Source organism: Halomonas sp. M1 (assembly GCF_029581375.1).
GTDB lineage: Bacteria > Pseudomonadota > Gammaproteobacteria > Pseudomonadales > Halomonadaceae > Vreelandella.
Genome location: NZ_CP121119.1, coordinates 3,097,632 through 3,112,116, shown reverse-complemented (window position 1 = coordinate 3,112,116; position 14,485 = coordinate 3,097,632). Strand labels below are relative to the sequence as shown.

Here is a 14,485-nt window from a genome sequence, read left to right as displayed (position 1 = left end):
TAGAGTGTTTTTTAACCATTGATGCAAGCGTGCGTGCTGTTCTTATAGTGGTGTAACGAGTGTGCCTCTCTTACTGTAACGGTGTTTTCCGTTACCCTTTGCCGATAATGCTCGGTTCTGGTGTCTGCGCGGCTGTCCAGGGGAACTGCCGGGCGTAGTTCGCTGCGAAATCGGTAATGGTGTCAGCGTGCTGGCGGGTCATATCAATATCATCCCAACCGTTCAGCAGCTTGGTACGCCAAACGGGGCTAATTGAAAAACTGACCTCAACTTCAGCGACACGAATTAATTGCTTCTCCAAATCAACGTAAATGGCCGCCGGTATATCACCAAGGGCTGCCAGCAAACGCTCGGCGTCATCCTCTTCCACCACCGCAGGCAATAAGCCGTTATTAACGGCGTTAGACGCAAAAATATCGCCAAAGCTTGGTGCCACCACGCAGCGAAAGCCGTAATCGACCAGGGCATAGACTGCCGCTTCCCGGGAAGACCCTGCTCCGAAATTGCGGCGGCTGACCATCACCTCAGCGTCAGACGCATTAGGGCGATGAAGAATAAACTCTTCGTCCGGGGTGCCCTGCTCATTGTGGCGAACGTCATAAAGTAAAAACTGACCGTAGCCGACGCTGCGCGGCTCTTTCATAAAACGCGCGGGAATCAGTTGATCGGTATCCACGTTAGCCGCAGTAAGGGCAACGCCAAGGGAATCCAATACGGTAATCGGTAGCATTACTTCGCTCCTGAAGGCTGAACGGTTGAGCCAGCACTGCCATTTAGCTTTAGCGTGCGGACATCGGCTAGCCGACCACTCACCGCCGCAGCGGCTACCATCGCAGGTGACATCAGGTGAGTGCGTGCGCCTGGCCCTTGACGGCCCTTGAAGTTGCGGTTGGTGGTGGAAGCACAGCGCTCGCCGCTAGCCACTAAATCGCCGTTCATGCCGACGCACATGGAGCAGCCGGAGTGTCGCCACTCAAGCCCTGCATCGATAAAGATACGATCTAATCCTTCGGCTTCGGCTTGGGTTTTCACCTGCGTTGAGCCGGGCGATACCATGCCGGGCACGCAGCTTTTCTGCCCTACCAGCACCGCCGCGGCGGCGCGTAAATCTTCAATGCGCGCATTAGTGCAAGAACCGATAAAGACTCGATCAATGTTGATCTCAGTAAGTTTTTGTCCGGGTGTTAATCCCATATAAGCCAGACTATCTCGGGCTTGGCGCGCTTTCGCGGGATCACTCAGTTGGTCAGGATCAGGCACTGAGCGATCAATCGGCAACGCCTCTTCAGGGGAAACACCCCAGGTCACCGTCGGTGCGATGTCATCCGCATGCAGCGTTACTTCAAGATCAAAATTAGCGCTTGGATCGCTATATAATGTGGACCAGTAGGCGCAGGCTTGCTCGAAGGCTTCCCCTTTGGGGCTCCAGGGGCGATCACGCAGATACTCAAAGGTGATTGGGTCCGGGGCAATCATGCCGCAGCGGCCACCGCCCTCAATGGAGAGATTACACAGCGTAAGCCGTGCCTCCATGGAGAGTGAGCGGATCGCCTCGCCAGCGTACTCAATGGCATAGCCGCGAGCACCATCGGCGCCCAGGCGCGCTATCCAAGTCAGCGCAATATCTTTGGCAGTGATGCCCTCGGCCAGTTGGCCCTCAACGGTTATCCGCATTACGTTGGGCTTGCTTTGCCACAAGGTTTGCGTCGCCAGCACATGGGCCACTTCCGAGGCGCCAATACCAAAGGCAATGCTGCCAAAGGCGCCGTGGGTGGCGGTGTGGCTATCACCGCAAACCATCACCATCCCGGGCTGGGTAAGCCCCTGTTCGGGCCCCAAGACATGCACAATGCCCTGGCGCGGGTCGTCCAAGCCAAACAGCGTCACCCCGTGCTGCTGAGTATTGTGGGAGAGCTGCTCTATCATCGAACGTACTTTGGGGTCGACCACACCTGCTAGATCGCGGGTTAGGGTTGGTACGTAGTGATCAGCAATGCCAAAGGTTAAATTGGGCCGGGCAACGGGCAGCGCGCGTTCAGCCAGTTTATTGAACGCATGGAAAGAGCCTTCGTGGACAAAGTGGCGGTCAATCCACAGTAGGCTCTGACCGCTTTCACTGCGGTGAACCTCGTGGGCGCGCCAAACTTTGTCAAACAGCGTTGTGGGGGTACTCATGGTCGTCGCTCGTTGCCTCGGCCTTCGTTAGACTTATCGTTCTTACCCAATACAACTAGCGCAATTTCACAACACAGGTCAAATGTATTTTTTTTAATTTTAAATCTGTATTAAATTTAATACATTAAAAAAGTCGCCCAATTACGCTACTTTGCCTTCCCATCGGTGGGCATTCCGCCCACCTTAGGCTCCCAGTAGCGGGAGTTATCATCGCCGTTGCGCTCTAGATCAATTTGGAAGCGATAGCGATCCGGACGGTAAAGTGCATCAAGATGCTCAACGCCTCGGCCCTGCTCATCAAACACCACGCGGGTCAGTGAAATCAGCGGCGAGCCCACGGCAACATCCAGCGCCCCTGCCACCTCATGGCTGGCCAACGTGGCTGAAATCGATTGTGACGCGTGGTCAACCTTCACCCCGCTGCGCTCCAGCAGCACAAATAGCGGCGTATTGGCTAAATCCATCTCGTTGTAGTGCAGAGCAATAGGCTCAGGCACATGGGTTACCAGATGGGAAAACGGCTTATCGTCAACCATGCGCACCCGAACCGAACGCTGCACTTTGCCGTTCTGCGCCATACCCAGCCGTTCGCGGATCATCTCCGGTGGTAGCACATAAGCAAACTCCAGCAGCCGCACCTGAGAAGCCTGGCTCATTTTGACCATATTAGGCATTAGGTTAGAAACGCTAGCGGTCATCACCGTGGCGTCCAGCGGCTGTTCTAACACCACCGTGCCCACGCCCGCTTTACGCTCTACCATGCCTGTCGCTTGCAGCGCTTCCATCGCACGCCGAACAGTGACACGAGACACCCCGTGCTGCTCCGCCAGTTTATTTTCACCCGGCAATTTACTGCCCGCCGGGAGCCGTCCGCTCAAGATAGCGTCTTTCAACAGCAGGTAGATGCGATGTGATTTAGTGCCACCCACCGCGGAGGTTTGTGCCTCACTCATCCACGCCTCTCCTTAGGATATTGTTCAAAAAATTCATGTCAGGCTTGACGCAGGGATAATAATAGACATAAAAATGTATTACATATAATACATATTGACAGCTAAGTAATAACACAATCACTGCCACTTGAAAGCCATTATCACAGAACCAACGCCGTTTCGTATCGCTAACAATGTGGCCTCAAATGATCCGTTGGCAGTAAGAGAGTCGAGATGCCTAACGCAGAAATGACTAACGCAGAGAACCACAACACAGAGCAGGTGCGCGCTTTTCTAAGCGCCATGGAAGCCCGCGACCTGGCCAGCGCAGAGCGCCACCTTGCGGCTAACGTGGTCATGCAGTTCCCTGGGGCGCCGCCCATGCTGCGACTAAGCGAGGTCGTTGAGTGGGCGCGAACCCGCTACCGCAGCGTTAGCAAAACGATCTATGCGCTGGATAGCTACACCTCACAGCCTCATGCCGTCGTGACCTGCCATGGCGAACTCAAAGTGGAGTGGCTGGATGGTACTACCTCAACCGGCGTGCGTTTTATTGACCGCTTTGAACTTACCGATGGCCTGATTACCCGTCAGGATGTTTGGAATGACTTGGCGCTAGTACAAGCAGCCACCGCCAACCTCTGAATCCACCGCTCATGTTTTTCTTACTATCGCTTTTCCTAGAGTGACGAGATATTTATGACACGCCAACAGCACGCCTCACACCAGACAGCCCAACTTAAGCAGCAGTTGAAAGACAGCTCCATTGTGGTCGCCCCTGGCGTGTTTGACGCCCTTGGCGCCTCACTTGCTGAGCAGGCAGGCTTCGATACGGTCTACCTTTCGGGCGCAAGCCTAGCCTATACCCAGCTGGGCCGGCCGGATATTGGCCTACTCAGCATTACCGAAATTTGCACTGCGATGTCACATATTCGCGAACGCACAAATTTATCGGTTGTGGTGGATTGCGACACCGGTTTTGGCAATGCGATGAACGTCATGCGCAGCGTGCGCTTGCTGGAGCGTTCGGGCGCCAATGCGATTCAGTTGGAAGATCAAACCTACCCTAAGCGCTGCGGCCACTTACGCGGCAAAACGCTGGTCTCCAAAAGCGAAATGGTCGGCAAATTGCATGCTGCACTAGACGCCCGTGAAAGTGATAACACGCTAATCATCGGCCGCACCGATGCCCTTGGCGTGGAAGGCACCGACAGTGCCATTGAGCGTGCCCAGGCCTATTACGAAGCTGGGGTGGATATGCTGTTTATCGAAGGTATTCGTAGCGACGAAGATATCGGCAAGATCATGGCGCAGTTCAAAGGCAAGGTGCCCATCATGGCTAATATGGTGGAAGGCGGCGACACCCCACTGAAAAATGCCAAGGCCCTGGAAGCGCTGGGCTTTTCGATGGTGATTTTCCCAGGCGCCCTGGTACGTGCTATCACCCACATGGCCAGCCGCTTTTTTGCCACGCTGAAAGAAGATGGCACCACCGATGCGTTCCGCGACCAGATGCTCGATTTCAAACAGCTCAATGACTACTTAGGCACCGATGCGATGCTGGAGCTTGGTCAGCAATACGACAATCGTTAACGACTCAGCACACATCAGCGCCAACAAATAAAACTCAGGAGACGACGATGCAGACCACCGACAAAACGGCGAAAGAGATTTTTAACGATGTCATGGCCAACCCCCAGCGGGTACCGTTTGGTTTTGGCAACAAAGCAGTGCTGGTAAACGTCGACCCGCAAAAGGCCTACACCCGCACCGATCTCTTCAAGACCGCCTACGAAACCGACCCCAAACAGTTGGAGTACACCAACCAACTGGCCCGTGGTTTTCGGGAAAAAGGCTGGCCTGTGGTCTGGACTCATGTCGCCTTTCTGGACTCCGCCGAAGATGCGGGCGTGTGGGGCACCCGCACCGATACCCCCGACTCGCTGCAAAACATTAAGTACGGCTCCGAACGCGCCGAGTTCGACGAGCGCTGCGAGATCGACCGCAGCCGCGACGTGATCTACACCAAGCGCATGCCCTCGGCGTTTTTTGAAACGCCGCTGCAGTCCCTGCTGGTATGGCATCAAGTCGATACGGTGATTATCACCGGCGGCTCCACGTCGGGCTGCATCCGCGCCACTGCCGTGGAAAGCCTTTCTCGTGGCTACCGCACCATCGTGCCCATGGAGTGCGTGGCGGACAAACACGAGAGTTACCACTACGCCAACCTGACCGACCTGCACCTCAAGTACGCCGATGTCATGCCCGTGGCTGACGTGCTGGCGTGGCTTGAGGGCGGCAAATAAGGTGAGGAGCGAGCAATGAAAGAGTCACTTGGCGTTTACGATTACTGGGCCTACGACCAGCGCCCCAAAATCACTTGGCCCGGCGGCGCAAAGGTGGCCTTTTGGGTCGCCCCCAATATCGAGTATTACGAACTCGACCCGCCCCAGAACCCAAGCCGCAAGCCATGGCCGCACCCACACCCATCGGTGCCAGGTTACAGCATTCGCGACTATGGCAACCGCGTGGGCCACCAGCGCCAGATGGCCCTGCTAGACAAGTACGGCATTCGCGGTTCGGTGTCACTGTCGGTGGCGCTCTGCAAGCACCATCCGGAAATTATCCAGATGTGCAAAGAGCGCGACTGGGAGTTCTTCAGCCACGGCATCTACAACACCCGCTACACCTACGGCCTTAGCGAAGCTCAAGAGCGGGCGATGATCCGTGACAGCATGGAGACCATCCATCGCCACACCGGCCAGGCCTGCGCGGGCTATCTGGCCCCTGCGCTCTCCCACTCGGAGCGCACCCTGGATCTGTTTGCCGAAGTGGGTGAAGAGTTATTCGGCGACAAAGGCGGGCTTTACACCTGCGACCTGTTCCACGATGACCAACCGACGCCGATCAGCGTGCGCTCCGGCAAGCGGTTTATCTCCATGCCCTACTCGCTAGAGATGAACGACACCATCGTCTACGCGGTAAACAAGGTGGAGCCGCGCCAGTACGCCACCATGCTTAAGCGCCACTTTGACCGCTTGTATTTAGAGGGCGCGGAGTCCGGCACGGTGATGTGCATTCCTACCCACAATTACCAAGTGAGCTGCCCCCACCGCATCAAGGCGTTTGAAGAGGCGCTTGAGTACATCACCGGGCACCCGGATGTATGGGTCGCCACGGGCCGCGAGATTGCCGATTACTACCTGGCCCACTATTACGATGCCGCCCTCGACAGTATCGCGGCCCAGGCCACCACAGCAGGCAAACAGGGGTAACGCTATGGCGCTTAATGACGACTATCTCGACTACCCTTTACGCCGCCACGGCTACGACCACGACCGCTATGCATGGTCGATGCTAAGTGAACGCGCCCCCGTTACCTGGCCCGAGGGCAAAACCCTGGCGGTGTGGATCAATATTTCGCTGCAGTTCTACCCGCTCAATCAGCGCGGCAAGCCGTTTAAAGTGCCCAACGGCATGACCATGCCTTACCCAGATCTGCGCCACTTCTCGCTGCGGGATTACGGCAACCGAGTGGGCATTTATCGGGTACTCAAAGCGCTGGCGGCGCACAACATCACGCCCACCTTTGCAATCAATGCGCAGTTGGCGAAGCAGACGCCCTATTTGGTGCAGCGCTTAAAAGAGCACGGCGGCGAGTTCATTGCCCACGGCTGGAACATGGACCACTTGCACTATGGCGGCCAGCCCATCGAAGAAGAGGCCGAGTTGGTCAAGCGCTCTGTGGACACCCTGCGGCGAGTGACCGGCCAGCCCGTACGCGGCTGGCTCAGCCCCGCTAAGCACCAGAGCTTCAACACCCTGGACCTGCTGGCAGACAACGGCCTTGAGTACTGCGCCGACTGGGTGAACGACGACCTGCCTTATGCCTGTACCACCAGCACCGGCAAATTAACTATGATGCCGCTGGCCACCGAGATTGAAGATCAGTTTGTGATGAGCCAGAACCTGCACTCGGAAGGTTCCTGGGTGACACAGGTAAAAGACGCCTTCGATTTCTTGCTGGAAGAGTCCCGGGAACAGGGCGGGCGGCTGTTTGCGCTGAACCTGCACCCCTGGCTAGTCGGCCAGCCCCACCGTATTGCCTGCCTGGAAGACGTGCTGGCACACATCAGCGGGCACCCAGACGTATGGCAGGCCCCGGCGGGTGAGATTCTGGATGCCTTCCACCAAGCAGCGGAGCAGGCGTAATGGCGATCATTCCCTACACACACGACGGCTTTGATGCCCACCTGCCGCTGCTAATTATTGGCGCGGGAGCCTGCGGTTTGGTGGCGGCGCTGGCCGCCCAGGAAGCGGGCGTTGAGCTAGCTATTTTAGAGCGCGATGTCCTGCCTCGGGGCAGCACGGCGATGTCGTCGGGTTTTATCCCAGCGGCCAATACGCGCTTTCAGCATGAGCTAGGCGTCACGGACTCCGCCGAGGCCATGGCAGAAGATATTCATAAAAAAAATGGCTTTGAGGCAGACCCGGCCATCGTCGAACTGCTGGCCAGCCAGTCCGGCCCAATCATCGAGTGGCTGGCAGACCGACACGGTGTACCTTTCGAGCTGGTGGAAGGCTTCCTCTACCCCGGCCACCGTCACCTGCGCATGCACGCCACGCCCCGGCGCACCGGGGAAGAGTTGATGGGCGCGCTGCTCAACGCCGCCGAAGCGGCGGGTATCGACATTCTGACCCAGGCCCGGGTGGTAGATTTGCACGTGGATAGCACCCAGCGTGTACGGGGCGTCACCCTGGAGCGCCCAGACGGCAGCCGCGAAAGCATTGGCTGCGATGCGCTGATACTGGCCTGCAACGGCTATGGAGGTAATCCTGAACTGGTCGAGCGCTATCTGCCCACGCTGAAACACGCGCTGTATTACGGCCACGAGGGCAACCAGGGCGACGCCTTGCTGTGGGGCCAGGAAATGGGCGCGAGCACCAAAGACCTAGGTGCCTGCCAAGGCCACGGCTCGCTCGCCACGCCGCACCAAACGCTGATTAGCTGGGCGCTGATGATGCAAGGGGGCATTCAGGTCAATATCAAGGGCGAGCGCTTTTCCAATGAGCACGGCGGCTACTCCGAACAGGCCGCCAAGGTGCTGGCGCAGCCGGAGCAAGTGGCCTGGAATCTTTATGATGCCCGCATTCATGAATCGGCCCAGGCGTTTGAAGATTACCGTAATGCCCAGGAGAGCGGCGCAGTACGCAGCTTTGCCAGCCTTGAAGAGATGGCCGCTGGCTTGAACCTGCCACTAACAGTGCTGCAGGCTACCTTTGCGGAGATGCAGCAGCATGCCAAACAGCAAACGGTAGATACGTTTAGTCGCCGTTTTGAACCCGCCAACCTCCTCAAAGCACCCTACTATGCCATTCGTGTCACGGGAGCGCTGTTTCACACCCAGGGCGGTTTAGAGGTGAATCCCACTGCACGGGTACTCAATACGCAAGGCCAGGCGCTACCCAACCTGTTTGCCGCAGGCGGTGCTGCCCGCGGTGTTTCAGGTTCCAACGACAGCGGCTACCTCTCCGGTAACGGGCTGCTCAGTGCCGTGATACTGGGCGCTGTAGCGGGCAGAAGTGCCGCTGAGCTACTGGCCTAGCATCGCTTCCGCCCACTCGCGCACCTCGGGGTAGGCGCGCCGCTCAAAGACCGCGAAGCCGTTAAGAGTGCGGGCTTTGAGCGGGGTGAAAATCGGCATGGTTAAACCACACAAAAAGTGAGCCAGCCGCTGGGCATTGGGCGGCTGGCCGAACTGTTCGATATGACGCTCAATTAGCGGCGTTGCGTAACGCTGGAAGTCAGCAGCCGTTAATGCAGGCGGTGGCGGTGCATCCGGTAGTTTCACCGGGTGGCCGTAACACACCGAGCAGTGACCACAGCGGCCCTGCTCGTTCTCGGTTGGCTCGTCATACGTGCTATTACTAAACGTGCTGTCACCAAAGTGTTCAGCCACTCGTCGCGTTAGGCAACTCTCCGACTCAAACAGCGCCAGCATCGACTGCAGCCGGTCAATTTCAATACGTTCACGATTGAGGCAGTCGTCATACAGCTGGTTCGCCAGCGTCTCAATGGCAAAACCGGGCTGACACACCTCATAAACATCAGTCATCCGCTTGCCTTCCAGTGTTAGCCAGCCTTTATCCTGAAAATACTCTAACGCGGTGATCACACGAGCCCGCGAAGCATCAATCTGCTGCGCCTGCCCCGCCTGCTTTAAGCGCTCAAAATCCACCGTACCCCAGGTACGCGCAATCGGAATGTTATCGACAACAAGGCGTACAAAAGCAGCACGCTCGCCTTCAAAGCGGCCCACCAACTCATTAGGCTCAAGATGATAGCGCAGCCGATACTCGGCCAGAAACGCAAAGCGTGGGGCGATAATGCCGTGCATCTCCAGCCGCACCAACAGCGTTTTTAGCGGCAGAAGGCGGAGATTAGTATCTCGGGAAAGCGTGTTGAGCAGCACTTCCCACTGGCGATCCGGGGTTTGGCCTGCCGTGGCGATTTCCTCCAGCAAACGGACAATGCCAGCGTATTCAGGGGTATCGCCGTAAACAAAGTTTTCCAGTACCCGCAGGCCATCACGACCGGCCATGGTCAGGCAGGTGGAAGGCTGGCCGTCGCGCCCTGCCCGGCCAATCTCCTGGCTGTAGTTCTCTATCGATTTGGGCAGGTCATAGTGCACCACGTTGCGAATATCGCCCTTATCGATGCCCATCCCAAAGGCGATAGTCGCCACGATGCAGGGCGACTCGCCACCCATAAACTGACGCTGAATCTCATCCCTTCGCTGGGAATCTAGCCCCGCGTGGTAGGCCTGGGCGGGAATTCCCTGGGCCACCAGCGCCTTCGCCACCTGCTCGGCAGTTTGCTGCAGGGTGACATAGATAATCGTCGGCGCCTCAAAGCCTGGCTGCATCTGCGGCTTCAGCCAGTTAATCAGTTGCTGCTGACGATCCTCCATGGCGGGTGCCACCAGCAGTTCAAGATTGGGGCGGTAAAAACCGGTGGTGATGACGTTATCCGGCGCGATGGCAAACTTCTCGCCCATATCGGCAATCACCGTGGGCGTTGCGGTGGCGGTGAGCAGCAGCACCTGGGGAATGGCAAAATCACGCTGGTAGTCCGGCAGCTTCAAATAGTCGGGGCGAAAGTTATGCCCCCACTCGGAGAGGCAGTGGGCTTCATCGACTACCAGTAGCGATATCTGTACTTGGCGCAAAAAATGGCGAAAGCGCTCGTTTTTAAGCCGCTCCACCGAGATCATCAGGATTTTCAGCTCGCCGCTTTTGGCGCGCTCCATCACATCGCGGGTGGTGTCTCGGTCTTGGGTGGAGTCGATGCTGGCCGCCGCCACACCGTGGCGGGTTAGAAACACGAGCTGATCCTGCATTAGCGCCAATAGCGGCGACACTACCAGAGTTAAATGCGGCAGGTGCAGCGCCGGAAGCTGGTAGCACAATGATTTACCCGCGCCGGTGGCGAAAATCGCCGCCGTAGAGTGCCCTTCCAGCACTCTGGACACCACCGCCTGCTGGCCGCCGCGAAAGTCGTCAAAACCGAATACGTCTTTCAGCGTTTGCTGGGGTGATGTGGGGGGCATGAACACTCCTGGTTAACGAAAGGCTGGCTTAAAACGCCTTTTCCAGCGCAAAACGCGGCTGAGTATGGCCGTCTTTGGTCACCGTTTCAGTAAACATCTCAAGCGGACGCGTCCATAGGCCATAGGCGCCATAAAGGGCACGATAAACCACGACATGCTCTTCGCTTTCGCTGTGCTGGGCGGTACCCATCACTTCGTACAAATTGCCTTTGTAGTGACGGTAAATGCCGGGAACAGGCGTCGTCATTTGGTTTCCTCTTGTGTGGCGATTGGCTGATTGGCTTTTTTAGCGAGTCGCTCTAGCACCTTTGACGCGGCGACAAAGCCAAAGGTGCCGGTTAAAAAGGTGGCGGCGCCAAAACCTGAGGCGCAGTCCAAGCGTGTGGCGTCGCCGCTGCCAGGCTTCTGCAGGCACACTTCACCATCGGCGCCGGGATAGATCAACTGCTCGTCGGAGTAGACACACTCCACCGAGAAGCGCCGCTTGGGATTGCGGGAGAAGCCGTAGTCCCGGCGCAGCCGCGAGCGCACTTTGGATAGCAGCGGGTCGTGCTCGGTGCGGGTCAAGTCCGCCACCTGAATACGCGTGGGGTCGGTTTGCCCGCCCGCCGCGCCGGTCACGGTAATCGGAATTTTGCGCCGTTTGCACCAAGCGATCAGCGCAGCCTTGGCAATCACGCTGTCGATGGCATCCACCACATGATCGACATCGTCGGGAATCCGTTCAGCCAGGTTGGTGGGGGTCACGAAGGCAGTATCCGCCACAATCTCGATTTCCGGCGCAATCAAACGACAGCGCTCAGCTAGCACATCAACCTTAGGCTGACCAATGGTGCCATCCAGCGCATGGAGCTGCCGGTTAACGTTGGAAACACACACATCGTCCAGGTCGATCAGCGTCAGCTTGCCAATGCCCGAACGCGCCAGGGCCTCCACCGTCCAGCTACCCACCCCACCCACCCCGACCACCACCACATGGGCATGACGAAATACGCTGGCAGCACGCTGGCCGTAAAGGCGGCGAATCCCGCCAAAGCGAAAGTCGTAATCCCCTGAGACTGGCATTGGCTCGTTGGAAGGTTCAACTGCGGGCATAGGAATAGACTCACTCATAGTGCTTGGAGGGCTGAAGGCGTTTTCTGTGGCGGCGTGCGAATACTATCCAGCGGCAAATGCCCCGCCCAGCCAAGGTGATGAAGCAGCGTGGTCATGGTGTCATCCAGGGCGCAGCTTAATTGTATACGCTTATCGAGCAGCGGATGGTCGAAGGCCAAGTAGGTAGCCGCCAGCAGTAAACGCGGCGCGCTAAGCTGTTCAGCAAAAAAGCGGTTGTGAACACTTTTGCCGTGCTTGGCATCGCCAATAATCGGGTAGCCCCGCCGCGAAAGGTGGCGGCGAATTTGATGGCGGCGGCCAGTCAGCGGCCGCGCTTCTACCAGCGAGTAGCGCGCAACTTGGTAGCGGTCAACCTGCACAGGTAGTTCGACACTATCCAGGCGGCGTATATCGGTCATCGCCGGCATGGCAGGCATTTCGGCTTTAGGTCGCGTGCCGTCCTCTTCCCGCAGGGGGTAATCCAAACGCTCGCTCTCCGGCGCTTTGCCGCGCACTACTGCCAAATAGCGCTTTTCCACTTGGCGCTCACTAAACGCCTCACTGAGCAGGCTAGCCACCGTTGAAGAGAGCGCAAATACAATAACGCCCGATGTTGGCCGATCTAACCGATGAACGGGATAGACCCGTTTGCCAAGCTGATCTCGCAAACGCTGGAGTAGAAATTCTGTTTCGCCACGCGCCAGTGCCGAGCGATGCACTAACAGCCCTGACGGCTTATGCACTGCAACGAGATACTCATCCTGATAGAGGATGTTGAGTGGCGTCATAACGCTCCCCGGCAATTGCTAATTAATAATGGCTAATGAAAAAGTAGCTAATAAGCAGTCGCTAACCATCTAAACAGGACGCTATTGTCGCGGCTAGGCCGTGAGATGTCATCAATCGGTTGGCTGGCAGAGTTGTTCGCTGGCAGCTACCTTAAATAAGCAACGCTAACGTCGCGTTTCCATGGATTAGGAAGGAGAAGTTTTTATGCGCTATTCGACTATACGCTCTTCAACATCGCTTACCGCCTTTGCTGCCTCATTACTGCTCGCCGCGTCAGCGGCGAATGCTGGTGAGAAGCTTGAGGTGGAAATGAACAAAGTCAGCACCGACGGTATTGAAGACTCCATTGGCACCGTTACCATTGAGCATACCGAGCACGGTTTACTGCTGACCCCGTCACTAAGCGACCTTGAACCTGGGGTGTATGGTTTCCACTTACACCAAAACGCCAGCTGCGAACCGGCTGAAAATGACGCGGGCGAAACCACGGCTGCCCTATCGGCGGGTGGACACTATGACCCCGAAGAGTCGGATACTCACCAGGGCCCCTATGGTGACGGTCATCTTGGCGATCTACCAGTACTCACCGTTAACGACGATGGCGAAGCTAACCTACCCGTCTTGGCACCACGCTTAAGCATGGACGACATGTCGGGCCGTAGCCTGATCATTCATGAAGGCGGCGATACCTACGATGATGAGCCACATCTTGGCGGTGGCGGTGCACGCATGGCCTGCGGCGTTATTGAGTCTTAACAGGCAGAACCCATTAAACGCCGTAGAAATGCAAAACGGGCAGCCATTAGGCTGCCCGTTTTACTGAAAAGCGCGTAACTTACTCTTCGTCTGTAGCCAACTGCATGTGCTTTTGCAGGTAGTTTTGAAGACCCACTTTATCGATTAAACCAAGCTGCGTTTCAATATGGTCGATATGGCCTTCTTCATCAGCAAGCAGGTCGCGCAACAGGTCACGTGTCACGTAATCTTTGACGCTTTCACAATAGGTAATCGCTTCAATGTAGTCCTTGCGACCGTCGTGCTCAATTTTCAGATCGCTTTCGAGCATTTCTTTAACGTTTTCGCCAATATGCAGCTTGCCTAGATCCTGAAGATTAGGAATACCTTCAAGGAACAAAATACGCTCGATAAGTTTATCTGCGTGCTGCATCTCTTCAATAGACTCGTCATACTCCCACTTGGCAAGCTCTTTAAAGCCCCAGTCTTTGTACATTTTGGCATGCAAAAAATACTGATTAATGGCTACCAGCTCGTTGCCGAGAGCGATATTGAGATGCTGAATGACCTTAGGATCACCTTTCATGACGTCACCTTTCTTAGCGTACAGTTCTTAAAATCCAATACTTAAAAAAACAGCGCTTTAAGTACTGTCTTAAACGTTAATCTAGGAGTATAGGTCATGCAATGATTTACTCCCAATATGAATGGGAGTATAGCGAAGATGGTTAAAAACTAAAATAAATCATATATTTGCTAACGATAACCCCAACAATAGTGATTCGCGTCATACAGCATAGGCAAGGCCTATATCAGCTTCATAACGAGTCGTTTGTACCGCTTCACGGGTCAGGGATTTTGCGTAGCAAGCGCATTTGCCGCACTGGGTAGCGCAACCTGTGGCTTCGCGCACTTCTCTCCAGCTGCGCGCTCCGTCGCTAACTTGCTGGCGAATTTGATGGTCGGTAACTCCCTTGCACACACATACGTACATGGCGACACCTCATAAAAGTCATGAGATGAATGTAAATGATTCGCATACATCTTTTCAAGTAGAAATGGATGCTTTTTGGTATCTATTCGTCTTAATAAAAATGAACGATAAGGTAACGCCTTGGCACAGCAACATTTTTAGCGAAACAGGCGCTG

Annotated in this window: 16 protein-coding genes; 7 read left to right on the top strand and 9 right to left on the bottom strand. The window is 56.1% G+C overall.

Going from position 1 to position 14,485, the window contains the following annotated elements; all coding sequences use genetic code 11:
- Positions 1-91: 91 nt before the first annotated feature.
- From leuD to P8S54_RS14335, 3 genes are all read right to left on the bottom strand, one after another.
- A complete protein-coding gene (gene leuD, locus P8S54_RS14345; protein WP_281442265.1) occupies positions 92-730 on the bottom strand; it encodes a 3-isopropylmalate dehydratase small subunit in 639 nt (212 codons plus the stop codon).
- On the bottom strand, positions 730-2,175 hold the full coding sequence (leuC, locus tag P8S54_RS14340; RefSeq protein WP_281442264.1) for a 3-isopropylmalate dehydratase large subunit: 1,446 nt from the start codon (positions 2,173-2,175) through the stop codon (positions 730-732). The genes leuD and leuC overlap by 1 nt, the downstream gene beginning before the upstream one ends.
- Before the next feature lie 146 nt (positions 2,176-2,321).
- Complete coding sequence (locus P8S54_RS14335) at positions 2,322-3,128, bottom strand: GntR family transcriptional regulator (RefSeq protein ID WP_281442263.1); 807 nt, start codon at positions 3,126-3,128, stop codon at positions 2,322-2,324.
- Between the two features lie 213 nt (positions 3,129-3,341).
- Here P8S54_RS14335 and P8S54_RS14330 point away from each other — a divergent pair, with 213 nt between their 5' ends.
- The 6 genes from P8S54_RS14330 to P8S54_RS14305 are packed head-to-tail and all read left to right on the top strand — an operon-like array spanning position 3,342 to position 8,713.
- Positions 3,342-3,752 (top strand): nuclear transport factor 2 family protein, encoded by a 411-nt coding sequence (locus P8S54_RS14330; RefSeq protein WP_281442262.1) that lies wholly within the window; start codon positions 3,342-3,344, stop codon positions 3,750-3,752.
- Between the two features lie 54 nt (positions 3,753-3,806).
- Positions 3,807-4,700 carry an oxaloacetate decarboxylase gene (locus P8S54_RS14325; protein ID WP_281442261.1) on the top strand — a complete coding sequence of 298 codons (894 nt, stop codon included), beginning with the start codon at positions 3,807-3,809 and terminating at the stop codon, positions 4,698-4,700.
- Between the two features lie 47 nt (positions 4,701-4,747).
- Positions 4,748-5,413, top strand: coding sequence for an isochorismatase family protein (locus tag P8S54_RS14320; RefSeq protein WP_281442260.1), 666 nt, complete (start codon positions 4,748-4,750; stop codon positions 5,411-5,413).
- A 15-nt stretch (positions 5,414-5,428) separates the two neighbouring features.
- Positions 5,429-6,382, top strand: coding sequence for a polysaccharide deacetylase family protein (locus P8S54_RS14315; protein ID WP_281442259.1), 954 nt, complete (start codon positions 5,429-5,431; stop codon positions 6,380-6,382).
- Between the two features lie 4 nt (positions 6,383-6,386).
- On the top strand, positions 6,387-7,319 hold the full coding sequence (locus P8S54_RS14310) for a polysaccharide deacetylase family protein (protein ID WP_281442258.1): 933 nt from the start codon (positions 6,387-6,389) through the stop codon (positions 7,317-7,319).
- Positions 7,319-8,713 (top strand): FAD-dependent oxidoreductase, encoded by a 1,395-nt coding sequence (locus tag P8S54_RS14305; RefSeq protein ID WP_281442257.1) that lies wholly within the window; start codon positions 7,319-7,321, stop codon positions 8,711-8,713. Before P8S54_RS14310 ends, P8S54_RS14305 begins: the two co-directional genes overlap by 1 nt.
- On the opposite strand, the gene P8S54_RS14300 is transcribed toward P8S54_RS14305, so the two are convergent.
- Genes P8S54_RS14300 through P8S54_RS14285 form a run of 4 tightly spaced genes read right to left on the bottom strand, consistent with a single transcriptional unit; the run spans position 8,702 to position 12,600 of the window.
- A complete protein-coding gene (locus P8S54_RS14300) occupies positions 8,702-10,717 on the bottom strand; it encodes a RecQ family ATP-dependent DNA helicase (protein WP_281442256.1) in 2,016 nt (671 codons plus the stop codon). The two genes, P8S54_RS14305 and P8S54_RS14300, sit on opposite strands and share 12 nt — an antisense overlap.
- Before the next feature lie 28 nt (positions 10,718-10,745).
- Positions 10,746-10,964, bottom strand: a complete 219-nt coding sequence (locus tag P8S54_RS14295) for a DUF1653 domain-containing protein (protein ID WP_281442255.1) — start codon at positions 10,962-10,964, stop codon at positions 10,746-10,748.
- On the bottom strand, positions 10,961-11,812 hold the full coding sequence (gene tcdA, locus P8S54_RS14290) for a tRNA cyclic N6-threonylcarbamoyladenosine(37) synthase TcdA (protein ID WP_281442254.1): 852 nt from the start codon (positions 11,810-11,812) through the stop codon (positions 10,961-10,963). The genes P8S54_RS14295 and tcdA overlap by 4 nt, the downstream gene beginning before the upstream one ends.
- 14 nt (positions 11,813-11,826) lie before the next feature.
- Complete coding sequence (locus P8S54_RS14285) at positions 11,827-12,600, bottom strand: pseudouridine synthase (RefSeq protein ID WP_281442253.1); 774 nt, start codon at positions 12,598-12,600, stop codon at positions 11,827-11,829.
- A gap of 205 nt (positions 12,601-12,805) precedes the next feature.
- Here P8S54_RS14285 and sodC point away from each other — a divergent pair, with 205 nt between their 5' ends.
- Entirely contained in the window at positions 12,806-13,357 is a 552-nt protein-coding gene (gene sodC, locus P8S54_RS14280) for a superoxide dismutase [Cu-Zn] SodC (RefSeq protein WP_281442252.1), read from the top strand.
- A gap of 79 nt (positions 13,358-13,436) precedes the next feature.
- Here the strand turns inward: sodC and bfr are convergent, their stop codons facing one another.
- Together bfr and P8S54_RS14270 are read right to left on the bottom strand one after the other, a co-directional pair.
- Positions 13,437-13,922, bottom strand: a complete 486-nt coding sequence (bfr, locus tag P8S54_RS14275) for a bacterioferritin (RefSeq protein ID WP_009100796.1) — start codon at positions 13,920-13,922, stop codon at positions 13,437-13,439.
- A gap of 201 nt (positions 13,923-14,123) precedes the next feature.
- Complete coding sequence (locus tag P8S54_RS14270) at positions 14,124-14,330, bottom strand: (2Fe-2S)-binding protein (protein ID WP_281442251.1); 207 nt, start codon at positions 14,328-14,330, stop codon at positions 14,124-14,126.
- Positions 14,331-14,485: the final 155 nt, after the last annotated feature.